Source organism: Micromonospora sp. NPDC047762 (assembly GCF_043204655.1).
Taxonomy (GTDB): domain Bacteria; phylum Actinomycetota; class Actinomycetes; order Mycobacteriales; family Micromonosporaceae; genus Micromonospora.
Genome location: NZ_JBIDCQ010000005.1, coordinates 171,284 through 196,838, shown reverse-complemented (window position 1 = coordinate 196,838; position 25,555 = coordinate 171,284). Strand labels below are relative to the sequence as shown.

Below are 25,555 nucleotides of genomic sequence, written 5' to 3'. Positions count from 1 at the left end.
CCGCCCGTCGGAGCAGGTCAGCGTGACTGTCGACCGGCGGTGTCGGCGCGGGCCACCCGCAGCGCCCACCAGATCAGCGGCACCTGCAACGGCACCCGGCCGTACGCGATGGCCCGCTGTGTCGGGCGTCGGCGCCGCCAGTCCACGGCCATCTTGACGTTCGCCGGCAGGACGGCGACGAAGAGAGCGGCGGCTGCCCGGCCGCCGGCCCGCCGGGTGGCCGGGTTCGCGACAGCCGCAGCCACCACCAGTTCGGCGACCCCGCTGGCGTACGTCCAGAAACGGGGCGGGCCGGGCAGCACACGCGGCACGATCGGGTCGTAGACGCCGGGGCGTACCAGATGGGTGACGCCGGCCGTCGCGAGCAGGCCGGCCAGGGCGACGGCCTCGCGGCGGCGGGTGGTCATCGGTGGTCCCCCTGTTGTTCGACGGCGCGCTGCACGGCCCGGTAGATCTGCCCGAACCGTAGCGCGTCCGGGGTGCGCACCAGCAGGTCCTCCCGACCGTGGTGCTGCACCCACAACTCGTGCACGTGGCTGCCGCGCTCGTAGGAGCGGTCCAGCCAGCCGAGGGGAATCTCCAGGAACGGTGCCAGCGCGAGCGTCCCCGCCGCGCAGGCGGCCAGGATGATCAGCGCCAGCTGCCAGTTGCCTCGGTCCTGAGCCGACCAGGCCAGCGACAGCACGCAGACCACGGCGACCAGCGGCGGCAGCGAGAGCAGCAGGACCAGGACACCGCGCCCCAGCACACGGCCGCGTACGGCGAGGGTCTTCTGCCCACGTGCGTGCCAGACGAACGTCACGTCGGACAGGGCGATCACGTGACCACCCGCCCGGATCGACTCGGAGGTCACCTGCACCGCGTCGTCCCGGTAATAGAGGGTCATCACTAAGCCTAACCACCGCCGGGCAACCTCGCCGAGTCCGGCCGTGCCCGTGCCCGTGCGGTCTGCCGTGCCCGTGCGGTCTGCCGTGCCCGTGCCCGTGCGGAACGGGCCGGCTAGCGGCGCGTGGCGGGGTGGGCCGGCTGGCTGTGCTCCACCGCGCGTTGCACCGCCCGGTAGATCTGCCCGAAGCGCAGCGCGTCACCGGTGTGCAGCAGACGCACCGGCTGGCCCCGCCAACGGGCCCAGATCTCCAGTTGGCGGCTGCCCCGGGCGTACGAGCGGTCCAGGTGTTCGAAGAGGAAGTCGGCGACCGGCCCGACGGCCAGGCCGACCAGCACCGACGCGCCGACGATCGCGATCGTCACGGTGGGGGAGCGGTGCAGCCAGACGGCCACGCCGATGCCGAGCACCGCCGCGACCAGCGGGCCGGCGAGCGCTGCGCCGATCGCGCCCCGCCCCACCAGCACACGCCAGGAGCGGGTGCCCCGGCGGTGCCAGATCATCGTGATGTCGGCCAGCTTGTAGCTGCGACCGTCCACGCGAAGAGTGGTGGAGGTGACCTGCACCGACCTGTCGTCGTAATACGTGACCATGGCTGGACTCCCGCCCACGGGGCTGACACCACACTACTTACCCAAACGAGCCGGGTCGTAAGGTTGGCACGCGACTTCGACGAGGAAGTGAGGGCAGCGTGGGCGAGTTCGTTCGGCTGGAGACCACTGACGGCATTGGCACGATCCGGCTGGAGCGGCCGCCGATGAACGCGCTCAACACCCAGGTGCAGGAGGAGTTGCGCGCCGCTGCGACGGCGGCCACCGCCGATCCCGAGGTCCGCGCGGTCATCGTGTACGGCGGGGAGAAGGTCTTCGCCGCCGGCGCCGACATCAAGCAGATGGCTGACATGTCCTACGTGGACATGGCCGACCGGGCGGCGAACCTGTCCAGCGCGCTCGGCGCGATCGCCCGGATCCCCAAGCCGGTGGTCGCCGCGATCACCGGGTACGCCCTCGGTGGCGGCTGTGAGCTGGCGTTGGCCTGTGACTGGCGGATCGTCGCCGAGGACGCCAAGCTCGGTCAGCCGGAGATCAAGCTCGGCATCATCCCGGGTGCCGGCGGCACGCAGCGGCTGGCCCGCCTGGTCGGCCCGGCCCGCGCCAAGGATCTGATCATGACGGGCCGGATGGTCGACGCCGAGGAGGCCCTGCGGATCGGCCTGGCCGACCGCGTGGTCCCGGCCGCCGAGGTCTACGAGGCCGCTGTCGCCTACGTGAAGCCGTACCTGAGGGGCCCGGTGCAGGCGCTGCGCGCGGCGAAGCTGGCGGTCGACGGCGGCCTGGACATGGACCTGAACTCGGGCCTCGCCTGGGAGAGTCAGCTCTTCGCGGCGCTGTTCGCCACCGACGACCGGCGCGAGGGCATGGCGGCCTTCGTCGAGAAGCGCAAGCCGGGCTTCACCGGCCGCTGATCCGTCGCCTCCCGCCCCGACGGCGCTCTGACCTCGGCACCGTCCACCGGCCGGGGCCACGGTCGCAGGGCCAAGTGACTGGCCGGTAACCTGTGATCCCGGCCACGGACGATGGGAGCGACATGACGGAGCGGATCGAGGGTCACGGCGGCGAGTTGGCGCTCGCGGCACTACGCGCGCACGGCGTACGGGAGATGTTCACGCTGTCCGGCGGGCACGTCTTCCCGCTCTACGACGCCGCGTACAAGACCGACTTCCCGATCTACGACGTCCGGCACGAGCAGTCCGCGGTCTTCGCCGCCGAGGCCGTGGCCAAGCTCCAGCGCCGCCCCGGCCTCGCCGTGCTCACCGCAGGGCCCGGTGTCACCAACGGCATCTCCGGCATGACCAGCGCGTTCTTCAACGCCTCGCCGGTGCTGGTGCTCGGCGGGCGCGCGCCCGCGTTCCGCTGGGGCTCGGGCAGCCTCCAGGAGATGGACCACCTGCCGTTGGTCGCCCCGGTCACCAAGCACGCCGAGACGGTGTTCAGCACCGACGACATCCCGCGTGCGGTGGGTGCGGCGCTGAACGCCGCGCTCACCCCGCACCGGGGCCCGGCCTTCCTCGACTTCCCGCTGGAGACGGTCTTCTCGGTCGCGGAGGCCGAGCTGCCCACCGTGACGGGTGTCGACCCGATCGCCCCGGACCCGGAGGAGGTCGGCCGCGCCGCGTTGCTCATCGCCGGGGCGCAGCGGCCGGTCATCATCGCCGGCTCCGACGTGTACGCGGGCGACGCGGTCGCCGCGTTGCGCGAGGCGGCCGAGGCGTTGCAGGTGCCGGTCTTCACCAACGGCATGGGTCGCGGCTCGCTCCCGCCGGAGCACCCGCTGGCGTTCGCCAAGGCCCGACGGGCCGCGCTCTCCGGCGCCGATGTGGTCGTGGTGGTGGGCACTCCGCTGGACTTCCGGCTCAGCTTCGGTGACTTCGGTGACGCCAAGGTGGTGCACATCGTCGACGCCCCCAGCCAGCGGGCGACGCACGTGCAGCCGGCCGCCGCACCCGCCGGTGACCTGCGCCTGATCCTCTCCGCGTTGGCCGATCACTCCGGTGACCGCGCCGACCACTCCGACTGGATCGCCGACCTGCGGGTCGCCGAGGACGCGGCGAAGGCTCGGGACGCCGCGGAGATGGCCGCCGAGACCGACCCGATCCGCCCGGCCCGGATCTACGGCGAGCTGCGTCGAGCGCTCGCCCCGGACGCGATCACCATCGGCGACGGCGGCGACTTCGTGTCGTACGCCGGGCGGTACCTGGAGCCGGCCCAGCCCGGCACGTGGCTGGACCCGGGCCCGTACGGCTGCCTCGGCACCGGCATGGGTTACGCGATGGGGGCCCGGGTCAGTCACCCGGACCGGCAGATCTGCGTGCTGATGGGTGACGGCGCGGCGGGCTTCTCGCTGATGGACGTCGAGTCGCTGGTCCGCCAGAAGCTGCCGGTGGTGATCGTCGTCGGCAACAACGGCATCTGGGGGCTGGAGAAGCACCCGATGCGTGCCATGTACGGCTACGACGTCGCCGCCGACCTCCAGCCGGAGCTGCGGTACGACACGGTGGTCAGCGCGCTCGGCGGGGCGGGGGAGACGGTCGCCAAGGCGGCCGACCTGGGCCCGGCGCTCCAGCGGGCGTTCGACTCCGGAGTGCCGTACCTGGTGAACGTGCTCACCGACCCGACCGACGCGTACCCCCGGTCGTCGAACCTGGCCTGAGTCGCACCCGCCGCCGCCGTCGCTCCCGCGCCGGCGGCGGCGCGCTCACACCTCCGGTCGGTCGCCCTCGCGTGGCGGCTCACCGTCGCGGCGGCGCAGGTCGTCCTCGCGTCGCCGCAGGTCTTCCTCCCAGCGTTGGAACAGCTCCTGGTCCTGCTGCTGGGCGCGTTCCTCGACGGAGCGCAGGAACTCCGGGTCGTCGTCGGGGGCCACCTGCCGAGGACGCTGCCGCTCGCCGCCGCCCGGCCAACCCTTGCCGGCGCCGGGGCTGGGCTCCCGGCCGACGATGAACCAGGCGATCGAGCCGACCAGCGGGAAGAACAAGATGATCAGCACCCAGGCGATCCGGGGAAGGGCGCGAACTTTGCCCTCCTCGGCGGAGAGACAGCTGATCAGCGCGCAGACGGCGAGGACAATCTGCACCAGGAAGAGGAGTACGCCAAGCCGGGCCATGCACCCATGATGACGCACCTGCGCGCGTCACCCCAGTCCGCGCAGCACCAGCAGCACTCCCAGTAGCGCCAGCACCACGGTGCCCACGGTGACCAGGGGCAGTGTCCGGCCGCCGGTGCGGGCCGGACCGGTGCCCGTGCCCCGGGGCCAGCAGAGCACCAGCAGGGTGCCCCACACCAGAACGGTGCCGCCGGCGATCAGCGCACCGGTCGGGTCTCCCGTCGCCGCCAGCCGGACGGCGAGCACGCTCACCACGGTCACCGTGAGCAGGGTGCGCCGCCAGGCCAGCCGGGTCCGCTCCGGTTGCAGCCCCGGGTCGCGTTCGGTGTTCACCGCCCGCCGACCGCCCGCATCAGGACGGCGACCACCAGCAGCAACGCGCCGCCGCCGACGGCGAGCGCCAGGATGGCGGGGAACCGGGAAGCGGGCAGTTCCTGACCGAGCCGGATGGCCCGCTCGGTACGCGCCCAGTGGTCCACAGCGCGGATCGCGACCGCCGCGCCGAGCAGCAGCAACGCCACCGCGATCACCTCACGCAGGTGGCTCATCGGCAGGGGTGGCAGGAACTGCGCGGCGGCCAGCCCGCCTCCGACCAGTGCCAGCCCGGTGCGCAGCCAGGCGAGGAAGGTCCGTTCGTTGGCCAGGGAGAAGCGGTAGTCCGGCGGTTCACCGACCGAACGCAGCTCCGTCGGGTCGAACCACCGCCTGATCGCCTCCCACACAGTGGGAGAATATCCGTTTCCCTTCCCGCTTAGCCTGGTCCGGTGACTGATCTCGACGTACAGACGCTGCGCGACGCCTACGACAACCAACTCCGCCCGGAGATCCCCGACCCGGTTCCGGCCGGGGTGACCGTGGAGCGGGACGGGCCGCTGGTCCGCATCATCGGGCTCGACGCCGGCGGGTTCCTCACCTACCGCACACTGGGCGGGTTGACAGGTGACGCGCTGGACGAGCTGATCGCCCGGCAGGTGCAGCTGTTCCGTGAGCGTGGCCAGTCCGTCGAGTGGAAGCTCAACGAGCACGACGAGCCGGCCGATCTGGCGGACCGGCTGCGCGCTGCCGGCTTCGTGCCGGAGGACCGCGAGACCGTCGTGGTCGGGCCGGTCGCCCCGCTGGCCGCCGCGCTGCCTGTCGTTCCCGAGGGGGTACGCCTGCGTGAGGTGACCGCCCGGGAGGACCTGGAGCGGATCGCCGCCATGGAGGAGGAGGTCTGGCAGGAGGATCGCTCGCACCTCGTGACGGGCCTGGCCAAGGAGATCGACGCCGACCCGAACTCGATCACCGTGGTGGTGGCCGAGGCGGGCGGGACTGTGGTGAGCGCGGGCTGGGTGCGGTTCCCGGCGAACACCGGCTTCGCCACGATGTGGGGTGGCTCGACCCTGCCGCAGTGGCGGCGCAAGGGCATCTACCGGGCGTTGGTCAACTACCGGGCGCGGCTCGCCGAGCAGCGGGGTCGGACGCTCATGCAGGTCGACTGTTCCGAGGACAGCCGGCCCATCCTCCAGCGGCTCGGCCTCGTCCCGGTCACCACCACCACCCCGTACGTCTACACTCCGTGATCATGGAACAGCGGTTGACGGACGAGGAGCGCCTGACCCTCAAGACCGGTGCCTTCGGTGCCGTCTTCCTGGTCTCCAACGCCGATCCCGGTGTGCTGGGGGTGATCCGGGAGAGCATCGCCGCTTCCGGCGCGCTGGCCGACGCCAGTGGCACTGTCAAGGAGGCGCTGACCACCGGCCCGCTGCCGCGACTTCCGCGGGACTCGCAGCTGGAGATCGAGTCGGTGGTGCTTCCGGCGCTGGGCGAGGCGGTGCGGATCCTGCGCGAGAAGTCCCCACGGGACGTGGACGCGTACCGCGATCTGGTGTTGGCCGCGGCGGAGCAGGTGGCCCGCGCGCACGACGGGGTGGCGCCTGCCGAGGCGGCGGCCATCGACCAGATCCGGGTCGCGTTGGCCGAGCCGGCCTGACCGGCCGCGCGTCGGTGAGCTGTGTCACGCTGAGTGCTGCGGGAGTGCAACCTACTGGCAGGTAACATTGCGCCGTGGGCAACTGCACAACCGCCCGCGGTTGACCTGGCGTCGACCGACGCGCGACGCTGCGCCCCATACCGGGCGAGCGAATCGCAACACCACACAGGAGGGTCGTCGAAGCGCGATGAACATCGTCGTACTCGTCAAGCAGGTGCCTGATTCGGGCGCGGACCGCAACCTGCGCAATGACGACAACACCGTCGACCGCGGTTCGGCGAACAACGTGATCAACGAGATGGACGAGTACGCCATCGAGGAGGCGCTGAAGATCAAGGAGGCGCACGGCGGCGAGGTCACCATCCTGACCATGGGTCCGGACCGGGCGACCGAGTCGATCCGCAAGGCGCTCTCCATGGGCCCGGACAAGGCCGTGCACGTGCTGGACGACGCCCTGCACGGCTCGTGCGCCGTCGCCACCTCGAAGGTGCTCGCCGCCGCGCTCGGTCAGCTCAACGCCGACCTGGTCATCTGCGGTGCCGAGTCCACCGACGGCCGGGTCCAGGTCATGCCGCACATGATCGCCGAGCGGCTGGGCGTCGCGGCGCTCACCGGTGCCCGCAAGCTCACCGTCGACGGCGCGACGCTGACCGTCGAGCGGCAGACCGAGGAGGGCTACGAGGTGGTCACCGCCGCCACCCCGGCCGTGGTCTCCGTCTGGGACACCATCAACGAGCCGCGCTACCCCTCCTTCAAGGGCATCATGGCCGCCAAGAAGAAGCCGGTGCAGACGCTCTCGCTGGCCGACCTCGGAGTCGCGGCCGACGAGGTGGGCTTCGACGGCGCCACCAGCGCCGTCGTCGAACACACCAAGCGCCCCCCGCGCTCCGGCGGCGCCAAGATCACTGACGAGGGCGAGGGCGGCGTCAAGCTGGTCGAGTTCCTCGCCACCGAAAAGTTCGTGTGAGAGGGGGGTCTGACATGTCCGAGGTTCTCGTCGTCGTCGAAGCCACAAAGGAATTCGGCGTCAAGAAGGTCACCCTGGAAATGCTCACCCTCGCGCGTGAGCTGGGCACCCCGAGCGCTGTGGTGCTCGGCGGCGCCGGTGCCGCCGAGGCGCTGAGCGGCAAGCTGGGCGAGTACGGCGCGGAGAAGATCTACGCCGCCGAGGGTGACGAGATCGACGGCTACCTGGTGGCCCCCAAGGCGACGGTGCTGGCCGAGTTGGTCAAGCGCGTGCAGCCGGCCGCCGTGCTGCTGGCGTCGGCCCAGGAGGGCAAGGAGATCGCCGCCCGGCTCGCCGTCAAGCTCGACAACGGCATCCTGACCGACGTGGTCGGCCTGGACGCCGACGGCACCGCGACCCAGGTCGCCTTCGCCGGCTCCACCATCGTCAAGTCCAAGGTCACCAAGGGCCTGCCGTTGGTCACCGTCCGGCCCAACTCGGTCACCCCCGCCCCGGCGGCGGCCACCCCGGCGATCGAGCAGCTCAGTGTGTCGGTCACCGACACCGACAAGCTGGCCACCGTCGTCGAGCGGGTCGCCGAGCAGAAGGGCTCCCGCCCCGAGCTGACCGAGGCCGGCGTGGTCGTCTCCGGCGGTCGGGGCGTCGGCAACGCCGACAACTTCAAGCTGGTCGAGGAGCTCGCCGACCTGCTCGGCGGCGCCGTCGGCGCGTCCCGCGCGGCCGTCGACTCCGGCTTCTACCCGCACCAGTTCCAGGTGGGCCAGACCGGTAAGACGGTCTCCCCGCAGCTCTACGTCGCCCTCGGCATCTCCGGTGCGATCCAGCACCGGGCCGGCATGCAGACCTCGAAGACCATCGTCGCGGTCAACAAGGACGGCGAGGCGCCGATCTTCGAGCTGGCTGACTTCGGGGTGGTGGGCGACCTGTTCAAGATCGTCCCGCAGGCCGCCGAGGAGATCCGCAAGCGCAAGTAAGCCAGCGATACGTCAGTGGCCGCCCGTTCGCACGGGCGGCCACTGCCGTATGGGAGCTGATCGGCGAGCCGGGGAGCTGAGCCGGCCCGCCGATCAGCCCGTCAGGGAGCCCCTCAGCAGGCTGTCGCCGGAGTGGCGGGTGTTGTTGTCGTACTGCTCGGCGGAGACGTCCACCACCGAGTAGCTCTTGAGGTCGACATTCGGAGGCAGGGGCAGCAGGGCGTCCGAGCCGCCACCCAGGGTGCCGACCGAGAACATCTCCATGGTCGTCGGATTGATGAGCCAGACCTCGTAGTACCCCGGGACGCTCGGGAGATTCGCCACATGCAGATGTAGTTGGCCGTCCTGGAAAACCCGGGCGTCGCCCTTGGCCGTCGGCGGGGTCGCTCCGTACGCGGCCAGCGGAGCGCTCGCCACCACCACCGGCGTCGGGGTGGGCGTCTGATCGTCCGGTCGGAGCACCGAGACGGTGCCCACGACGGCAACCGCCGCGGCGGCGGCCGCGGTCACCGCTGTGGCCACCCAACCGGACCAGCCGCGACCCCGGCGGGATCGCCGCGCCGGGTCCAGCCGGGTCACCGTCGACCCGGCCGCCGCGCCGGAGGTCCGCTCGGTCGTGGTGGTGTCGGCCTGTCCGGCCGTCGTGGTGTCGGCCTGCCCGGGCACCCGGTGTCGACGGGTCTCGGTCAGCAACGGCCCGGCCTCCGCCGCCCTGACCTGGGCCTCGATGCCCTGCCAGACGTGCTCCGGTGGGTCGGGCAGGTCGGCCAGGCCCTGCGTCTCGGTGCCGAGCCCCGCCACCTGCTGAAGGCTCGCGACCTCCGCGCGGCAGAGCGCGCAGGTGGAGAGGTGGGTGCTCTCCCCGTTGTCCGCCTCGCTCTCACCGAGTGCCAGAAATACCAGCCGGTCGTGGTCCAGGTGCTGCACCGTCCACCTCCCATCTGCGCTTCAAGCTCGCCATGCCGCGTCGGATGTGACTCTTCACGGTGCCCAACGGCACGCCGGTCACCGCGGCTATCTGCTGGTGTGTCAGGTCGTCGTAGAAGGCCAGCTCCAGCATCCGTCGCTGGTCGTCCGGGAGGCGAGCCAACTCGTCGGCGATCACCAACCGGTCCACCACGCGGTCCGGATCCGGCTCGGTCTGCGCCGGCTCGGGCAGTTGTCGGACCGTCTCCACCACCCGGGTCTCCCGGGCCGAGGCGCGCATCCGGTCGATCACCTTCCGCCGGCCGATGCCGAGCAACCAACCGATCAGCGACCCCTTGGACGGGTCGAACGTGTCGCGGCCCAACCAGGCGGCGACGAACGTCGCCTGGGTGGCGTCCTCGGCGTCGCTGCGGTTCGCCAGCATGGACGTGGCCAGATGGAGCACGGCACGACCGTAGCGGTCGTACGCCTCGCGCAGCGCCACGTCGTCGCCGTCACGGAACCTGCGGTCGAGGTCGTCCACCGGAGGGTCCGGTTCCTGTCGTAGCGCCGTCATCGGGCGGCTCGCCTTCGATGGGGCATACCCGACTGTAGCTGCCACAGTCTCCGCCCCACTTCCCCGGTCGATGTCATCTCACCTGCTCTTCGTCTCCCGACCCCGTTGCGGATGCGGTCGGGGCCGGAAAAGAAAAGTGCCTCCGGGGCGCATCCGCCCGTCCGACAGCCGGCGTAACCCGTTCTGCAAGCCAGGCCTGACGAATCAGCAGTTATCACCAGGAGGCAGACATGCAGCTCTCGTACTTCCGTCGGGTCGCCGCGGGCGGCGCGGTAGCCGCGCTGACCTTCGCCGGCGTCGGTGGGCTCACCGCCGGCCCGGCGTACGCCGCCACGTCGAAGGTCTCCGTCGTGCACGGCATTCCGGACACCCCGGTCGACGTCTACGTCAACGGCAAGAAGACGCTCGACAACTTCAAGCCCGGTGACGTCGCCGGACCGCTGAACCTGGAGGAGGGCGACTACGACGTCGCGCTCACCAAGCCGGGCGAGCCGATCGGCAGCGCGATCCTCAAAGTCGACAACGCAGCGGTGCCGGGCGGTGCGAACATCAGCATCGCGGCCCACCTCGACGCCGCCGGCCAGCCGAAGATCACCCCGTTCGTGAACGACGTCTCGAAGGTCGACGCCGGCAAGGCGCGGCTGATCGTCCGGCACACCGCCGCCGCTCCGGCGGTCGACGTCCGCGCCGGTGGCAAGCCGGTCTTCGAGGACCTCACCAACCCGAACGAGGCCAAGGGTGACGTCGACGCGGGCGAGGTGAAGGCGGACGTGGTGCTGGCCGGCACCGACACCGTGGCCATCGGCCCGGCGGACCTCAACCTCAAGGAGGGCACCGCCACGATCGTCTACGCGATCGGCTCCGCCGAGGGCAAGACCCTCGACGTGGTGGCCCAGACCATCACCGGCCTGCACTCCGCCCCGGGTGGCGTGCCCAGCGGTGACGGCGGACAGGCCGGCACGGGCGTGGACACCTGGTGGTACGTGCTCACCGGCGCCGGCGTACTCCTGCTCCTTGGTGGTGGGGTGCGGATGGCGACCGCGCGGACCGGCCGCAAGTGACGGTGCGCAATCGCGGCGCGCTGGCGGCCCTGGCCGCCGGCGTTGCCGCGCTCACCGTCGCCACGCTCGTGGCGTGCGGCTCCCAGCCGGCCGAGGACGTGGGCGGCGACGAGGCGGCCAACCTCGCGACCGCCACCCCGACCCCGTCGGCCAGCGCGGCCGATGGCCAGTCTGTCCCGGTGACCGTCGGCGAACTGCCGGCCGGGGCGGAGATCGTCCCGCCGGTGCGGCTGGTGATCCCGGCGATCGACGTCACCGCCACGATCAACGCTGTCGGCATCAACAAGCGGACAAACGATTTCGAGGTGCCGCCGAGCGTCGACAAGATCGGCTGGTACCGGTACGGGCCCGGCCTGGAGGCGAACGCCGGCTCGATCGTCATCGCTGGTCACGTGGACAGCGCCCAGCAGGGCAAGGGCGCGTTCTTCCGGCTGCGGGAGCTCGATCAGGGCGACACCCTGACCGCGACCGGCAGTGATGGCGAGGCCCGCAAGTACCGGGTCGTGGCCCGGGAGGAGTACGACAAGACCAAGATCCCGCTGGACCGGTACTTCGCCCGCGACGGCAAGCCGCGGCTGACCCTGATCACCTGTGGTGGGCCGTTCGACGCCAAGGCGCGCAAGTACCGCGACAACATCGTCGTCACCGCGGTGCCCGCCTGACCGGGCCCGCACGCGTCGGGCCGGGGTGGAGTTCCGCCCCGGCCCGTGCGCGCAGTCCCCTCCGGCATCCGGTCCCCAAGGTGTCGGCCGTACGCTGAACGGTGATGGCTTACCTGGATCACGCGGCGACGACTCCCATGCTCGACGAGGCACTGGAGGCGTACGTCGCTACCGCCCGCGAGGTCGGCAACGCGTCCTCCCTGCACGCGTCGGGCCGCCGTGCCCGCCGCCGGGTCGAAGAGTCACGCGAACAGGTGGCCGCTGTGCTGGGCGCGCGGCCCTCTGAAGTGATCTTCACCGGTGGTGGCACGGAGAGCGACAACCTCGCTGTCAAGGGCGTCTTCTGGGCCCGCCGCGCAGCCCGCTCCGACCGCCGCCGGGTGGTCTCCAGCGCCGTCGAGCACCACGCGGTGCTGGACGCGGTCGACTGGCTGGCCCAGCACGAGGGCGCCGAGGTCGGCTGGCTGCCGGTGGACGCCGTCGGTCGGCTCGACCCGCAGACCCTGCGCGCCGAGTTGGCCGCGCACGCCGACCAGGTGGCCGTGGTCACCGCGATGTGGGCGAACAACGAGGTGGGCACCGTCCAGCCGGTGGCCGAGCTTGCCGCCGTCGCCGCCGAACACGGTGTGCCCTTCCACACCGACGCCATCCAGGCGGTCGGACAGGTGCCCGTCGACTTCAGCGCGAGCGGGGTCGCCGCGTTGACCGTCACCGGGCACAAGTTGGGCGGCCCGATGGGAGTGGGCGCGCTGCTGCTCGCCCGGGACGTGCCGGCCACGCCGCTGCTGCACGGCGGCGGCCAGGAACGCGACATCCGCTCCGGCACCCTGGACACCGCGGGCATCGTCGCCTTCGCGGTCGCTGTGGAGACGGCGGTGAAGGGTCAGCAGGAGTACGCGGCCCGGGTGGCCGCGCTCCGCGACGACCTGATCGAGCGGGTCCGCCAGGCGGTGCCCGAGGTGATCTACAACGGTGACCCGACCGATCGGCTGCCCGGCAACGCGCACTTCTCCTTCCCCGGCTGTGAGGGGGACGCGCTGCTGCTCCTGCTCGACGCGCAGGGAATCGCCTGCTCGACCGGCTCGGCCTGCTCGGCCGGCGTGGCCCAGCCCTCGCACGTGCTGCTGGCGATGGGCGCCGACGACGACCGCGCCCGCTCCTCGCTGCGCTTCACACTGGGCCACACCAGCACCCAGACCGACGTCGACGCCCTCATCGCGGCCCTTCCGGCAGCAGTCGACCGAGCCCGCCGAGCCGCAGCCCTCCGCACCCCCCGCTAACCACCGGGCCCCCACCCCCTGATTTCCGCGATCTTGCACTTTCGGTCGTCTGTTCGCGTCTTGTGCGGCATATGTCCCAGCAGAAAGTGCAAGATCGCGTGGGCGTGGGCGTGGGCGTGGGCGTGGGTTTGGGTTTGGGGTTTGGGGTTTGGGTTGGGGTTGTGGGGTGGCGGGGGGTTCGGGGCTGGTGGATAGGGTTGTTGTGGGGGAACGGGCGGGACGGGGAAGGGGAGTGGGTCAGTGAGGGTTCTGGCGGCGATGTCGGGTGGGGTTGACTCGGCCGTGGCGGCGGCACGGGCGGTGGCGGCCGGGCACGACGTGACCGGCGTACACCTGGCCCTCGCGCGCAACCCACAGACCTACCGGACCGGGGCGCGCGGCTGCTGCACCCTGGAGGATTCCCGGGACGCCCGGCGGGCGGCCGACGTGATCGGCATTCCGTTCTACGTGTGGGACATGGCCGACCGCTTCCACGAGGACGTGGTCGACGACTTCGTCGCCGAGTACGCCGCCGGCCGTACGCCGAACCCCTGCCTGCGCTGCAACGAGAAGATCAAGTTTGCGGCGGTGCTGGACCGGGCGGTGGCCCTGGGTTTCGACGCGGTGGTGACCGGGCACCACGCCCGCCTCGGCGCGGACGGGCTGCTGCGGCGCAGTGTCGACCTGGCCAAGGACCAGTCGTACGTGCTCGCCGTGCTCACCCGCGAGCAGCTCGACCGGTCGATCTTCCCGCTCGGTGACCTGACGAAGGCGCAGGTCCGCGCCGAGGCCGCCGAGCGTGGCCTGACCGTGGCCGACAAGCCGGACTCACACGACATCTGCTTCATCGCCGACGGGGACACCCGCGGCTTCCTGGCCGGCCGGCTCGGTGAGGCGCCCGGCGACGTGGTGGACGCCTCCACCGGCGCGGTCGTCGGCAGTCACAGCGGCGCGTACGCGTACACGGTGGGGCAGCGTCGCGGGTTGCACCTGGACCGGCCCGCCCCGGACGGTCGGGCACGCTACGTGCTCTCCATCACGCCGAAGACCAACACTGTGACGGTGGGCCCGGCCGAGGCCCTGGACGTGTCCGACGTGCACGCCGTACGTCCGGTCTGGACCGGCGGCGCCCGACCGGACGCCCCGGTCGAGTGCGAGGTGCAGTTGCGCGCGCACGGCGACGTGGTGCCGGCGACCGTCGCCCTCGACGGTGACCGGCTGCACGCCGAGCTGCGCCGACCGGTACGCGGCGTCGCTGCCGGTCAGGCCCTGGTGGCGTACCGACCAGATCCGGCCGGCGACGTGGTCCTCGGCTCCGCGACCATCACCGGCTGACCGCACGGCCTCGGTGTTCCCGGGATAGCCTTCGCCCGTGACAGATCAGGCGTGGCCCTGGCCGGCCGGCGCGGCAACCGGAATCGGCTCGCTGCCCGGCACCGACATCGGCGAGGCTCAGCGGGTGGTCCTCGGTGAGCTTCCCGAGCTGCCCCACCTGCCCGAGTTGCCGGCCCGTGGCCCCGGAGCGGACATCATCGGCCGGTCCGCCGGACTGCTCGTCGAGCTGCCGGTCGAGGTGTACGCGGGGCGGTGGCGGGTCGCCCCACGCCCGGGCCGCGACCTGCGCCGGGCCCGTGACCTGATGGAACGCGACCTGGACCAGCTCGCCGAGCAGGCCGAGGGGTACACCGGGCCGATCAAGGTGCAGGCCGCCGGCCCGCTCACACTGGCCGCCTCGCTGGAGCTGCCGATCGGTGGCCGACTGTTGCGCGATCCCGGCGCGGTCCGCGACCTGACCGGCTCCCTCGCCGAGGGGCTGCGCGCGCACGTCGCGGCGGTCGCCCGCCGGCTGCCCGGGGCGTCGGTACTGCTGCAACTGGACGAACCGTCACTGCCGACCGTGCTGGCCGGGCGGGTGCCGACCGAGAGCGGGCTGGGCGCGTACCGGGCGGTCGAGTCGGTGGACGCCGCCGCGCTGCTGCGCACTGCCGTCGACGCGGTCGGCGTACCGACGCTGGTGCACTGCTGCGCTCCGGACGTGCCGCTGGAGCTGATCCGCTCCGCCGGCGCCGTCGCGGTCGCCCTCGACCTGGACCTGGTCACCAAGCTCGACCCGCTGGGCGAGGCGATCGACGCCGGCCTCGGGTTGCTGGCCGGGGCCGCGCCGACCCGGCCGCCGTCGGCCGGTGGCGCGCCGAACTCCGCGCAGATCGCCGAGCGGGTACGCCAGGTCTGGGACCGCCTCGGCTTCCCTCGTCGCCAACTCGCCCAACAGGTGGTGGTCACCCCGGCCTGCGGCCTCGCCGGCGCCACCCCGGACTACGCGAGGGCGGTGCTCTCCGCGTGCCGGGACGCCGGCCGGCGCCTCGCCGAGGACTGAGGTTTCCTGTCGTACCCGGTGGGCAGGATGACGGTCATGATTGGACAGATGCGTTCAGTGGTGATCGACTGCCCGGATCCGCGGGCGTTGGCGGCGTTCTACGCCGAGTTGCTCGGCGTACCGTTCGCCGAGGGCGACTCCGATGACGACTGGGTGGTGCTGGGCGGCCCGCCCGGTCACCAGCCGCGCCTCGCCTTCCAACGGGCGCTCAACCTGCGCCCACCGGTCTGGCCGGATCCCGAGCGCCCACAGCAGTTCCACCTCGATGTGACGGTGGACGACATCGAGGCTGCCGAGAAGGCTGCGCTCGCGCTGGGTGCGCGGCGGCTGCCAGGTGAGGGTGAGGGCTTCCGCGTCTACGCCGACCCGGCCGGCCACCCGTTCTGCCTCTGCTGGGACTAGGGCGCTGGTTTCGGAAGAGCTGGCCGGACCGGCATGGGTTGCGGCGGCCGGGCATCATGGCCGCCGTGATCCACACCTCTGCGCTTCGCGCCTCCGGTTCGCTCTTCGGCCTCGCCTACGGTGACGCGCTGGGCAAGCCGACCGAGTTCCTGACCGTCGCCGAGATCGAGCGCCGGTACGGCCCGACCGGTCCACGCGAGCTGGTCGGCGAGCCCGCACTGGTCACCGACGACACCCAGATGGCCCTGGCGGTGGGTTGGGCGCTGCACGAGGCGCCGTCGTTCACGCCGGAGGCGGTCGAGCCACTGCTGCGGCGACGCTTCCTGGCCTGGGCGGCCAGCCCGGACAACAACCGTGCCCCGGGCATGACCTGCCTGCGCGCCTGCGCCGAGCTGAGCCGTGGGGTGCGCTGGCAGGAGGCCACCGTGAGCGGGTCGAAAGGGTGCGGCGCCAACATGCGGGTCACCCCGGTCGGGTTGCTCGACGTGGACCTCGACACGCTCGCCGGGTTGGCCCAGTTGCAGGCCGGGCTGACCCACGGCCATCCCACCGGCCTGGCCGCCAGCGAACTCACCGCTTATGCGGTCTTCGTGCTGCGCGCGGGCGCCACCCTGCCTGAGGTGCCCGCGCTGCTCACCGAGCGGGCGCTCGCCCAACGCCTGGTCTACCGGGAGCGGTGGCTGGGCGACCTCTGGCAGCGCCCGGGGGTCGGCACGCCGGAGGAGTTCATCGCGCGAGGCTGGGACGAGTGTCTGGCGGTGCTGGGCCGACTGACAGACACCCTGGCGCGGCCGGACGACGGTGGTGACCCGTGCCAGGCCACCGGGGAGGGCTGGGTGGCCGAGGAGGCGCTGGCCACCGCGCTGCTCTGCGCCGTACGGCACGCCGACGACCCGGTCTCGGCGCTGGCTCGGGGCGCGACCACCGCCGGCGACTCCGACTCGATCGCAGCCCTGGCCGGCGCGTTCGTGGGCGCGGCCGTCGGCATGACCGCCTGGCCGCGCGAATGGGTCAACCGCATCGAGTACGCGGACCAGCTCGCCACACTCGGCGCGACCTGGGACTGACTCGGACCGGCCGGCGTGGTCTGCCCCGGCCCGCGCGGCCGGCGTGGTCTGCCCCGACCGGACCGGCCGGCGTGGTCTGCCCCGACCCCCGCGGCCGACCCCCGCTCATGATCAACTCGGGTTCCTGTAAACCGGGGCATCCGGGAGCTCAGGACACCGCGACTTTCAGGAACCCGAGTCGATCATGGCGGGCGGGCGGGCATGAAGGCGGTCGAGGGTGGCCGGCGGGCGGCCACGAGGGGTGGTCAGGAGGTGGGGAGGTGGCGCAGGCTGCGGACCTTCCGCCACAGGTCGGCGTCGCAGCGGCCGGCATGGTCGGCGAAGGCGGCCGAGTTGAGTCGGATCGGCTCGGTGAGGCTGAGATAACTGTCGTGCTCCGCGCCCGGGTCCCAGTCCCGGGTCGGAATCCGCACGTGGTCGTCCCGGTCGCTCTTGTCCTGGCTGGTGATCTTCAGAACGTCGGCGCCTCGGGAGTCGGCACGCAGGACCAGGCACGGGCGCACCTTCGACCCGGTGCCGTCGGCGTATGGCACGTCGGCCCACCAGATCTCGCCGGCCGCCGGGGCGTCGCCGTGCCGGTCGGTGTCGCGCGAGCGGGGTTTGGTGGAGGGCCGTTCGGCGTCACGGGGCCGCGGCGGGGTGGAACGACGGCCACCGGCGTCGCCCCGATCCGGCCGGGTGCCCGGACGCCGGTTGGCCACCCGGTGCCGCCAACTGTTCCACGCCCAGCCGGCGGCCACGGCCAGCAGGATCGCCACCGCCCAGAGCAGTGCCTCGCGCATCCGTACCTCCGCGTTGCGGCGACCCGCCGGTCGCACCGTCCGGCGATCCTTGCACGCCGCCGCCCGTGCCGCCTGCCAACCACACCGCGGCCGTGCCGCCTGCCAACCACACCGCGGCCGTGCCGCCTGCCAACCACACCGCAGCCGCCCCGCCGCACGCACACCTCGACGACGCCGCGCCGGCCGTCACTCGATGGGTCGGTAGCTGGAACGGCCGGTCGACGGCTACCGAGCGTCACGGGATCACCGGATGCGGCTGAGGGCGGGGTCGCTTCGGGCGCGGGTGGGCGGCGGATTGTCCCACCGGCCCGATACGGTGCCGGAGTAGCGTGATCAGGGAGGTCGCAGGCGTGTCCGAAGGTGGCGGTGTGTCCGAGGAGCAGATCGGTCAGCAGGTCAGCCCGGCGCAGGAGGCGGCGGCCGGGGCTGAGCCGACGCCGCAGGCCCGGGAACGGCACGCCGCGCTCAGTCAGGAGTTGACCGAGCACCAGTACCGCTACTACGTGCTGGACACGCCGACCATCCCCGACGCCGATTTCGACAGGCAGTTGCGCGAGCTGGAGGCACTGGAGGAGGAGTTCCCGGCGCTGCGGACGCCCGATTCGCCGACCCAGCGGGTGGGTGGCACCTTCTCCACCGACTTCACCCCGGTCACCCATGCCGAACGGATGCTCTCGCTCGACAACGCCTTCGCCGACGAGGAGTTGGCAGCCTGGGCCGAGCGGGTCGAACGGGACGCGGGCGGTCCGGTGCCCTACCTGTGCGAGCTGAAGGTCGACGGCCTGGCGATCAACCTGACCTACGAGAACGGCCGGCTGGTCCGGGCCGCCACGCGGGGCGACGGGCGCACCGGTGAGGACGTCACGGCAAACGTGCGCAGCATTCGGGACGTGCCCGGCCAGCTCGTCCCGTCCGCCGAATTCCCGGACGTCCCCGAGTTGGTGGAGGTCCGGGGCGAGATCTACTTCCCGATCGCGGCGTTCGCTGATCTCAACGCGGGTCTGGTGGAGCAGGGCAGGGCGCCCTTCGCCAACCCCCGCAACGCCGCCGCCGGCAGCCTGCGCCAGAAGGATCCACGGGTCACCGCCACCCGGCCGTTGCGCCTGGTGGTGCACGGCATCGGCGCCCGTCGTGGGTTCCAGCCCACGGCGCAGTCCGAGTCGTACGCGGCACTCAGGTCGTGGGGGTTGCCGACCAGCGACCGGTGGCGGGTCGTCCCGGATCTGGCCGGCGTGGCGGAGTTCATCGCCTATTACGCCGAGCACCGGCACGACGTCGAGCACGAGATCGACGGCGTGGTGGTCAAGGTCGATCCGGTCTCCATCCAGGGCCGGCTCGGGTCAACCAGTCGTGCCCCCCGCTGGGCGATCGCCTTCAAGTACCCGCCGGAGGAGGTCACCACCAAGCTGCTCGACATCGACGTCAACGTGGGGCGCACCGGCCGGGTCACCCCGTTCGCCGTGCTCGAGCCGGTGCGCGTGGCCGGTTCCACGGTCGCGCTCGCGACCCTGCACAACGCCCGCGAGGTGGAGCGCAAGGGGGTGCTGATCGGCGACACGGTGGTGCTACGCAAGGCCGGCGACGTGATCCCCGAGGTGCTCGGCCCGGTGGTGGACCTGCGGCCCGCCGATGCCCGGCCGTTCGTCATGCCGACCAGTTGCCCGGCCTGCGGCACTCCGCTCGCGCCGTCGAAGGAGGGCGACGTGGACATCCGTTGCCCCAACACCCGCAGCTGCCCGGCGCAGTTGCGGGAGCGGGTGTTCCACCTCGCCGGTCGGGGTGGCTTCGACATCGAGGTGCTCGGCTACAAGGGCGCCGCCGCCCTGCTCGACGCCGAGATCATCAGCGATGAGGGCGACCTCTTCCACCTCGACGCCGAGCAGCTGTCCCGGTCGCCGTTCTTCGTCAACAAGGACGGCAGCCTGGGCACCAACGCCACCAAGTTGCTGGACAATCTCGCTGTCGCCCGGGAACGGGACCTGTGGCGGGTGCTGGTGGCGCTCTCCATCCGGCACGTCGGCCCGACCGCTGCCCAGGCGCTCGCCCGGCACTTCCGCTCGATGGACGCCATCGACGCGGCCACCGAGGAGGAGTTGTCCTCCGTCGACGGTGTCGGGCCGACCATCGCCGCCAGCATCCGGGAATGGTTCGCAGTGGACTGGCACCGCGAGGTCGTCCGCAAGTGGGCCGAGGCCGGCGTACGGATGGCGGAGGAGGCCGTCGACGAGGGGCCGCGCCCGCTGGAGGGGTTGACAGTGGTGGTGACCGGCACCCTCGCCGGCTATTCGCGCGACCAGGCCGCCGAGGCCGTGCAGAGCCGGGGCGGCAAGGTCAGCGGGTCGGTCTCCAAGAAGACGAGCTTCGTGGTGGTGGGGGACAACCCGGGGTCGAAGGCCGACAAGGCCGTCAGTCTCAAGGTGCCGGTGCTCGACGAGGACGGGTTCCGGCTCCTGCTGGAGGCGGGCCCGGAGGCCGCGCGCGAGGTCGCTCAGCTCGGGGAGTGACCCGGCCGGTCGCTGGGCACGGCGACTGGCCGCGTATACCAACTTAATTACGACTACGACCGATTCGTGACTGTCATACCGGGAAACTGGGGGCCGAGGGCGTTTCATTGGGTCACGGCGCGCGCACCGGCACGCCGATGGTCGGTCGGGAGGTGTGGTGGAGGTCGCCGACCCACGCAACTCGCTTCCTGCGGGACGGGTCGCACCGTTCGCCGCCTTCGTCGCCGGCATCCTGGCGGTCGCCGCGCTGACCGCCGCCGTTCCACTCGCGACGCTCCCCGGCGAGTTGCCCGACCTGCCGGTGGCGTTCTGGACGATGGCCGCGCTCGCTGTGGTCTGCGACGCGCGCCCGTTCGTGCCGCCGGGGCGCCGGCAGACGTCGGCGGTGTTCCCGTCCACCTGCTTCACCTTCGCGATCCTGCTCGGCTGGGGTCTCGGCCCGGCGGTGGTGGTGCAGGCGGTGGGCGTGGTCGTCTCGGGTTGGCGGATGCGGCACGCCGCGTGGCGCACGGCGTTCAACGTCGGCCAGTACGCGTGTGCCCTCGCCGCCGCGTACGGGGTGATTCAGCTCGGCTCCAGCACCATCTTCTCCGGCGGGCGCTTGCACTGGACCGACGTGGCCGCCGTCGGCGGTGCCGCGTTGGCCTGGTTCGTCGTCAACTACGGGTTGGTCAGCTGGGCGGTGCGGCTGCGTTTCGGGGACCGGTGGTGGCCCACCCTCCGCCAGGGCCTCGGCTTCGAGTTGCTCTCCACCGGCTCGCTGCTGCTGCTCGCCCCGGTGCTGGTCGCGGCGGCGCGGGTCAGCGCCGCGTTGATTCCGCTGGTGCTGGTGCCGCTCTTCGCCGTCTACCGGATGGCGCGGTTGACCAACGAACAGCAGCACCTCGCCGCCGCCGACCCGCTGACCGGTCTGCCCAACCGCAAGGCGCTGCTGGCCGAGGTGGCCGAGCAGGTGCACCTGCACGCCGAGCGGACCGCCCGCGGCGAACCCGACGGGCAGCTCGCGCTCCTGCTGATCGACCTGGACCGCTTCAAGAACGTCAACGACGCCCTCGGCCACGCCGTGGGCGACCGGTTGCTGGTCGAGGTGAGCGCCCGGCTGACCGACATGCAGCCCCGACCGCAGATGATCGCCCGGCTCGGCGGTGACGAGTTCGCGATCGTGATGACCGGGCTGACCGACGTCGCTCAGGCGCGGGAGTTGGCCGACCGGGTGGTTCAGGCGTTGGCCGAGCCGGTGCCGCTCGACGGGCTGCCGTTGGACGTGGGCGGGTCGATCGGAATCGCCTTCTTCCCTGAGCACGGCGAGGACTTCGCCACCCTGATGCGCCACGCCGACGTGGCGATGTACGACGCCAAGCACCGCAACGACACGGTGGCCGTGTACGCCCCGGAGTCCGACCACAACTCCGCCGAGCGACTCGGCCTCCTCGCCGACCTGCGGCGCGTACTGGAAGCCAGCCCGTCGACCGAGCTGCCGGCAGAGGTCGAAGCGGCAGCCCAGGAGGAGGACGCGCAGCCGGACGGCAACGGCCGGCACAGCGGGCCGAGCGACGCCGAGCGAACTGCCGACGTACCCCTTGTCGCGTCGGCGGAGGTGCGCGGCGGTGACGGAGCGGCGCTGCCCACCGGCGCGCCGGCCGAGGGCGCGCTGCCCACCGCGGCGTCGGACCGGTCCGCGCCAGCGGCGGACCCGGCGTCAGCGGTCGCCACAGCACGGCCGGGAGCTGCCCGGTGGTGGGCCCGCCGTCGGCACACCGACGCCGACCTGGTGCACTCCGATGAGCTGATCAACCGGATCGCCACCGGAGCCGACCCGATCCGGGGCCGCAACGCCCGTGCCACTGTCGCCGGCACCCGTTCCGGCTCGGCTCGGGAGCGGCGCGCCGGGGGCGGGATCGGCCGGCGGTCCCCGAACGGGAGCGCGGTGGGCAGGGGTCGCACCGGGGCGCGGCGGGACGTCGGGCCGGGTACACCCGGGCAGCCGCTCGAACCGACCGGGTGGGCACACGCGGACGAGGAGCCGGCCGACGACGCCGGGGAAATCACCATGTACTACCAGCCGCAGATCGCCATCGCGACCGGCGAGGTGGTCGGCGTCGAGGCGCTGCTGCGGTGGCGGCACCCCCGTCGGGGCATGGTCGACCCGGAGGAACTGATTCGGGTCGCCGAGCAGAGCGCCGTGATGCGACTGCTCACCCGTCGTGTCGTCGACGACGTGGTGGAGCAGCTCGCCAAGTGGTCGGCGGCCGGCATCGGCCTGCGCGCGGCGCTGAACGTGAGCGTCCGTGACCTGCACACCGGCGAGATCGCCGACCAGATCGCCGACCGGCTGGCCCGCTACGGGGTGCCGGCCGAGCGGCTTCAGGTCGAGATCACCGAGGGCGCGTTGATGGCCGACCCGCGTCGGGTGCTGGCCACCATCTCCCGGCTGCACCGGATCGGGGTGGCCATCGCGCTCGACGACTTCGGCACCGGCTACTCCTCGCTCCAGCACCTGCGCCGGTTGCCGCTGTCCGAGGTGAAGGTGGACAGGTCGTTCGTCCTCGGTATGGCCGACGACACCGACGACGCGGCGATCGTCCGGTCGATGATCGAGCTGGCCGGCGCGCTGGGGCTGCGCGTGGTGGCCGAGGGTGTCGAGGACGAACGGACCTGGCGGATGCTGCACGCCGCCGGCTGCGACGCCGCGCAGGGCTGGTTCTACGCCCGGCCGATGCCGGCCGAGGAGTTGGTCATCTGGCTGACCCGGTACCGGCCGGTCCGCCCGACCGGCGGGCACCCGCAGCCGGATGCCGCTCGCCGCCCCACCCGTTGACCCCGCGCGAGGGCCGCTGGAGGGGGAGTCGGGGACGCGGCACCGGAGCGGAACAATAGACTCGCTCCGGTCACCGCGTGTCACGCTCCACCCGTCGCGCGGCCGGCACACCGCCCGACCAGCAGGAATTCAGAAGGGGGCACGGATGGCCGCCATCTCCCGCGAGGAGGTCGCGCACCTGGCGCGCCTGTCGCGGCTCGCCGTCACCGAGGAGGAGCTGGACACGTTCGCCGGCCAGCTCGACGTGATCCTCCAGGCGGTCGCCCAGGTCGGCGAGGTCGCCGCCGCGGACATCCCGCCGACCTCGCACTCGGTGCCGCTGACAAACGTCTTCCGCGAGGACGTCGTCACGCCGTGCCTGACCCCGGAGGAAGCGCTGTCGGGCGCGCCCGACGCCGAGGACCAGCGGTTCCGCGTACCGCGGATCCTGACCGAGGATGTGGCCTCATGAGCGAGCGGCAGCGGAGTGACGGCATGAGCGATCTCATTGGTATGACCGCGACGGAGATCGCGGCCCTGGTAGCTGGGGGCGAGACGTCCGCAGTCGAGGTGACCCAGGCGCACCTGGATCGGATCGCCGCGGTCGACGACCGGGTGCACGCCTTCCTGCATGTCGACACCGAGGGTGCGCTCGCCGCTGCCCGCGCGGTGGACGAGCGCCGGGCCGCCGGCGAGGAGTTGGGCCCGCTAGCGGGTGTGCCGGTCGCGGTCAAGGACGTGCTCGCCACCCGGGGCATTCCGACCACCGTGGGGTCGAAGATCCTGGAGGGCTGGCGCCCGCCGTACGACGCGACGATCGTGCAGCGGCTGCGGGAGGCCGGCACGGTGATGCTCGGCAAGACCAACATGGACGAGTTCGCGATGGGCTCGTCCACCGAGTACTCGGCGTACGGCCCGACGCACAACCCGTGGGACCTGAGCCGGATCCCCGGTGGTTCGGGTGGTGGCAGCGCTGCCGCGTTGGCCGCGTACGAGGCGCCGCTGGCGATCGGCTCGGACACCGGCGGCTCGATCCGTCAGCCCGGCGCGGTCACCGGCACCGTGGGCGCGAAGCCCACCTACGGCGGCACGTCCCGGTACGGGCTGGTGGCCTTCTCCTCGTCGCTGGACACTCCGGGCCCGTGCGCCCGCAACGTGCTCGACGCGGCCCTGCTGCACCAGGTGATCGGCGGGCACGACCCGCGTGACTCCACCTCCATCCCGCAGCCGGTGCCGGACGTGGTGGCGGCGGCGAAGCTCGGCGCTACGGGTGACCTGACCGGTGTGCGGCTGGGCATCGTGAGCGAGTTCGTGGGCGAGGGTGCCGAGCCGGGCGTGATGGCCGCGTTCCGTGAGTCGGTGGACGCGCTGACCAAGATGGGTGCCGAGGTCGTCGAGGTGTCCTGCCCGACGTTCGCGTACGCCCTGCCGGCGTACTACCTGATCGCCCCGAGCGAGTGTTCCTCCAACCTGGCCCGGTTCGACGGTGTCCGGTTCGGCCTGCGGGTCGGCGACGACGGCAACCGGTCGCTGGAGGAGGTCATGTCGCTGACCCGCGAGGCCGGCTTCGGTCCGGAGGTCAAGCGCCGCATCATGATCGGCACGTACGCGCTGTCGTCGGGTTACTACGACGCGTACTACGGGCAGGCGCAGAAGGTCCGGACCCTGATCACCCGGGACTTCACTGCCGCGTTCGAGCGGGTCGACGCGCTGATCTCGCCGACCACCCCGTCGGTGGCGTTCCCGATGGGTGCGCGGACCGCCGACCCGTACCAGATGTACCTGGCCGACCTTTACACGATTCCGACGAACCTGTACGGCGGGCCGGGCATCTCGGTGCCGTGTGGGCTCTCCGAGGGGCTGCCGGTCGGTCTGCAGGTGATGGCCCCGACGATGGCCGACGACCGGATGTACCGGGTCGCCGCCGCGTTGGAGTCGGCGATCGGCACGTTCACCCCGCCGGCGCTGTAGGCACGAACGGGGCCGAGGCGGGTCGGGACGGGCGGTTCACGCCGGTCCGTGACCCGCCTCGGGTGTTTCGGCGGTTGGCGGACCGGCGAGGTAGCGGCGGGCCCGTTGGGTGGTGCGCCAGTGCTGGTAGAGCACCACCGCCCAGACCACCGCGCCCAGTCCGGACGTCCAGCGGGCGGACGTGCGGTCGGTGCTGATGGCGTTCAGCATCTGCAACGCCAGGACAGCACCGAGGGCCCAGAACACCCACCGTCGACGTACCTGCCGCTCAGCCTCCTTGCGGGCCAGTGCGTCGATCTGCGGGTCAGTGCTCGACCCGTCGCGCAGTGCCGCCTTCACCCGCCGACGGCTGGCCGGGTCGGCGCCGTCGGACACAGAAGAGTTTCTCGTCATCCATGCGTTGATCAGCAGGATGACTGCGACGCCCAGCGTCGCAGTCACCAGGAGGAGCAGCAGCCGGATCAGCGGGTCGCCGGCATCCCGTTTCCCGTCGGAGATCAGCATCCCGATGGCGAACGTGGCGGGGACGGTGGCCGCCAACAGCACCACCGCGGCCCTGGTCATCCGGCTTGAGCGCCGCCGGGCCTCCATGACCGGCCGGGCCTGCACTCCTGACTCTCTCCCCGTATTCGTCATCGCCGTTCCCTACCCCGCCGCCGACGACGCCACGCGCCCGTGACGAAACCCGCCCGAGGATTGATCGGACAACCCCATTAGGCTGGACAGGT

Annotated in this window: 27 protein-coding genes; 17 read left to right on the top strand and 10 right to left on the bottom strand. The window is 72.1% G+C overall.

All coding sequences use genetic code 11. The annotated features are described in order from the left end of the window. Nucleotides 1–17: 17 nt before the first annotated feature. The 3 genes from ACGF3C_RS17960 to ACGF3C_RS17950 all read right to left on the bottom strand — a co-directional run bounded on the left by ACGF3C_RS17960 (nt 18) and on the right by ACGF3C_RS17950 (nt 1,479). Nucleotides 18–407 carry a hypothetical protein gene (locus tag ACGF3C_RS17960; RefSeq protein ID WP_357226827.1) on the bottom strand — a complete coding sequence of 130 codons (390 nt, stop codon included), beginning with the start codon at nt 405–407 and terminating at the stop codon, nt 18–20. Then, nucleotides 404–886, bottom strand: a complete 483-nt coding sequence (locus tag ACGF3C_RS17955) for a DUF6232 family protein (protein ID WP_393223158.1) — start codon at nt 884–886, stop codon at nt 404–406. The genes ACGF3C_RS17960 and ACGF3C_RS17955 overlap by 4 nt, the downstream gene beginning before the upstream one ends. Nucleotides 887–999: 113 nt before the next feature. Beyond that, complete coding sequence (locus tag ACGF3C_RS17950) at nt 1,000–1,479, bottom strand: DUF6232 family protein (protein WP_357226821.1); 480 nt, start codon at nt 1,477–1,479, stop codon at nt 1,000–1,002. 98 nt (nt 1,480–1,577) lie between these two features. On the opposite strand from ACGF3C_RS17950, the gene ACGF3C_RS17945 reads away from it, so the two are divergent. Then, nucleotides 1,578–2,351, top strand: coding sequence for an enoyl-CoA hydratase-related protein (locus ACGF3C_RS17945; protein ID WP_393223154.1), 774 nt, complete (start codon nt 1,578–1,580; stop codon nt 2,349–2,351). 122 nt (nt 2,352–2,473) lie between these two features. Continuing rightward, nucleotides 2,474–4,096 carry an acetolactate synthase gene (locus ACGF3C_RS17940; RefSeq protein WP_357206345.1) on the top strand — a complete coding sequence of 541 codons (1,623 nt, stop codon included), beginning with the start codon at nt 2,474–2,476 and terminating at the stop codon, nt 4,094–4,096. A 45-nt stretch (nt 4,097–4,141) separates the two neighbouring features. On the opposite strand, the gene ACGF3C_RS17935 is transcribed toward ACGF3C_RS17940, so the two are convergent. Genes ACGF3C_RS17935 through ACGF3C_RS17925 form a run of 3 tightly spaced genes read right to left on the bottom strand, consistent with a single transcriptional unit; the run spans nt 4,142 to nt 5,271 of the window. Next, nucleotides 4,142–4,549, bottom strand: a complete 408-nt coding sequence (locus ACGF3C_RS17935; RefSeq protein WP_357221515.1) for a PLD nuclease N-terminal domain-containing protein — start codon at nt 4,547–4,549, stop codon at nt 4,142–4,144. 27 nt (nt 4,550–4,576) lie between these two features. Beyond that, nucleotides 4,577–4,882 (bottom strand): DUF202 domain-containing protein, encoded by a 306-nt coding sequence (locus tag ACGF3C_RS17930; RefSeq protein ID WP_393223150.1) that lies wholly within the window; start codon nt 4,880–4,882, stop codon nt 4,577–4,579. After that, entirely contained in the window at nt 4,879–5,271 is a 393-nt protein-coding gene (locus ACGF3C_RS17925; protein WP_357221521.1) for a DUF202 domain-containing protein, read from the bottom strand. The genes ACGF3C_RS17930 and ACGF3C_RS17925 overlap by 4 nt, the downstream gene beginning before the upstream one ends. Nucleotides 5,272–5,313: 42 nt before the next feature. On the opposite strand from ACGF3C_RS17925, the gene ACGF3C_RS17920 reads away from it, so the two are divergent. The 4 genes from ACGF3C_RS17920 (at nt 5,314) to ACGF3C_RS17905 (ending at nt 8,462) form a co-directional block, all read left to right on the top strand. After that, on the top strand, nt 5,314–6,111 hold the full coding sequence (locus ACGF3C_RS17920; RefSeq protein WP_357221524.1) for a GNAT family N-acetyltransferase: 798 nt from the start codon (nt 5,314–5,316) through the stop codon (nt 6,109–6,111). 2 nt (nt 6,112–6,113) lie between these two features. Continuing rightward, on the top strand, nt 6,114–6,521 hold the full coding sequence (locus tag ACGF3C_RS17915) for a hypothetical protein (protein ID WP_393223146.1): 408 nt from the start codon (nt 6,114–6,116) through the stop codon (nt 6,519–6,521). A 187-nt stretch (nt 6,522–6,708) separates the two neighbouring features. After that, nucleotides 6,709–7,488 carry an electron transfer flavoprotein subunit beta/FixA family protein gene (locus ACGF3C_RS17910; RefSeq protein WP_112582103.1) on the top strand — a complete coding sequence of 260 codons (780 nt, stop codon included), beginning with the start codon at nt 6,709–6,711 and terminating at the stop codon, nt 7,486–7,488. Nucleotides 7,489–7,502: 14 nt separating this feature from the next. Continuing rightward, complete coding sequence (locus tag ACGF3C_RS17905) at nt 7,503–8,462, top strand: electron transfer flavoprotein subunit alpha/FixB family protein (RefSeq protein ID WP_091393283.1); 960 nt, start codon at nt 7,503–7,505, stop codon at nt 8,460–8,462. A gap of 93 nt (nt 8,463–8,555) precedes the next feature. Here the strand turns inward: ACGF3C_RS17905 and ACGF3C_RS17900 are convergent, their stop codons facing one another. Together ACGF3C_RS17900 and ACGF3C_RS17895 are read right to left on the bottom strand one after the other, a co-directional pair. After that, on the bottom strand, nt 8,556–9,389 hold the full coding sequence (locus tag ACGF3C_RS17900; protein WP_357221534.1) for an anti-sigma factor: 834 nt from the start codon (nt 9,387–9,389) through the stop codon (nt 8,556–8,558). After that, the gene (locus tag ACGF3C_RS17895; protein WP_355005355.1) at nt 9,343–9,945 is read right to left on the bottom strand and encodes a sigma-70 family RNA polymerase sigma factor; all 603 of its coding nucleotides are present in this window, start codon (nt 9,943–9,945) and stop codon (nt 9,343–9,345) included. The genes ACGF3C_RS17900 and ACGF3C_RS17895 overlap by 47 nt, the downstream gene beginning before the upstream one ends. Before the next feature lie 230 nt (nt 9,946–10,175). Between ACGF3C_RS17895 and ACGF3C_RS17890 the strand changes: the two genes are divergently transcribed. The 7 genes from ACGF3C_RS17890 to ACGF3C_RS17860 all read left to right on the top strand — a co-directional run bounded on the left by ACGF3C_RS17890 (nt 10,176) and on the right by ACGF3C_RS17860 (nt 16,773). After that, nucleotides 10,176–11,006 carry a DUF4397 domain-containing protein gene (locus tag ACGF3C_RS17890; protein WP_393223141.1) on the top strand — a complete coding sequence of 277 codons (831 nt, stop codon included), beginning with the start codon at nt 10,176–10,178 and terminating at the stop codon, nt 11,004–11,006. After that, entirely contained in the window at nt 11,003–11,668 is a 666-nt protein-coding gene (locus ACGF3C_RS17885; RefSeq protein WP_357199541.1) for a class F sortase, read from the top strand. Before ACGF3C_RS17890 ends, ACGF3C_RS17885 begins: the two co-directional genes overlap by 4 nt. Nucleotides 11,669–11,772: 104 nt before the next feature. Beyond that, nucleotides 11,773–12,948 carry a cysteine desulfurase family protein gene (locus ACGF3C_RS17880; protein ID WP_357221538.1) on the top strand — a complete coding sequence of 392 codons (1,176 nt, stop codon included), beginning with the start codon at nt 11,773–11,775 and terminating at the stop codon, nt 12,946–12,948. Nucleotides 12,949–13,188: 240 nt separating this feature from the next. Then, nucleotides 13,189–14,262 (top strand): tRNA 2-thiouridine(34) synthase MnmA, encoded by a 1,074-nt coding sequence (gene mnmA / locus ACGF3C_RS17875; protein WP_393223136.1) that lies wholly within the window; start codon nt 13,189–13,191, stop codon nt 14,260–14,262. 37 nt (nt 14,263–14,299) lie between these two features. Next, nucleotides 14,300–15,304, top strand: coding sequence for a methionine synthase (locus ACGF3C_RS17870; RefSeq protein WP_393223133.1), 1,005 nt, complete (start codon nt 14,300–14,302; stop codon nt 15,302–15,304). A 36-nt stretch (nt 15,305–15,340) separates the two neighbouring features. Beyond that, on the top strand, nt 15,341–15,706 hold the full coding sequence (locus tag ACGF3C_RS17865; protein ID WP_393223131.1) for a VOC family protein: 366 nt from the start codon (nt 15,341–15,343) through the stop codon (nt 15,704–15,706). A 56-nt stretch (nt 15,707–15,762) separates the two neighbouring features. Further along, nucleotides 15,763–16,773: an ADP-ribosylglycohydrolase family protein gene (locus ACGF3C_RS17860; protein ID WP_357221550.1), complete on the top strand. Its 1,011-nt coding sequence runs from the start codon at nt 15,763–15,765 to the stop codon at nt 16,771–16,773. Between the two features lie 245 nt (nt 16,774–17,018). Here ACGF3C_RS17860 and ACGF3C_RS17855 read toward each other — a convergent pair whose 3' ends face one another. Further along, complete coding sequence (locus ACGF3C_RS17855) at nt 17,019–17,591, bottom strand: type II toxin-antitoxin system PemK/MazF family toxin (protein ID WP_393223127.1); 573 nt, start codon at nt 17,589–17,591, stop codon at nt 17,019–17,021. A gap of 332 nt (nt 17,592–17,923) precedes the next feature. Here ACGF3C_RS17855 and ligA point away from each other — a divergent pair, with 332 nt between their 5' ends. From ligA to gatA, 4 genes are all read left to right on the top strand, one after another. After that, entirely contained in the window at nt 17,924–20,059 is a 2,136-nt protein-coding gene (ligA, locus tag ACGF3C_RS17850) for an NAD-dependent DNA ligase LigA (RefSeq protein ID WP_393223124.1), read from the top strand. Between the two features lie 157 nt (nt 20,060–20,216). Then, nucleotides 20,217–22,877, top strand: a complete 2,661-nt coding sequence (locus ACGF3C_RS17845) for a putative bifunctional diguanylate cyclase/phosphodiesterase (protein ID WP_393223121.1) — start codon at nt 20,217–20,219, stop codon at nt 22,875–22,877. A 145-nt stretch (nt 22,878–23,022) separates the two neighbouring features. Continuing rightward, nucleotides 23,023–23,328 carry an Asp-tRNA(Asn)/Glu-tRNA(Gln) amidotransferase subunit GatC gene (gene gatC, locus ACGF3C_RS17840; protein ID WP_354889995.1) on the top strand — a complete coding sequence of 102 codons (306 nt, stop codon included), beginning with the start codon at nt 23,023–23,025 and terminating at the stop codon, nt 23,326–23,328. Nucleotides 23,329–23,351: 23 nt separating this feature from the next. After that, the gene (gene gatA, locus ACGF3C_RS17835) at nt 23,352–24,827 is read left to right on the top strand and encodes an Asp-tRNA(Asn)/Glu-tRNA(Gln) amidotransferase subunit GatA (RefSeq protein ID WP_124859764.1); all 1,476 of its coding nucleotides are present in this window, start codon (nt 23,352–23,354) and stop codon (nt 24,825–24,827) included. Between the two features lie 36 nt (nt 24,828–24,863). Here the strand turns inward: gatA and ACGF3C_RS17830 are convergent, their stop codons facing one another. Next, the gene (locus tag ACGF3C_RS17830) at nt 24,864–25,463 is read right to left on the bottom strand and encodes a hypothetical protein (protein ID WP_393223116.1); all 600 of its coding nucleotides are present in this window, start codon (nt 25,461–25,463) and stop codon (nt 24,864–24,866) included. Between the last annotated feature and the right edge of the window lie 92 nt (nt 25,464–25,555).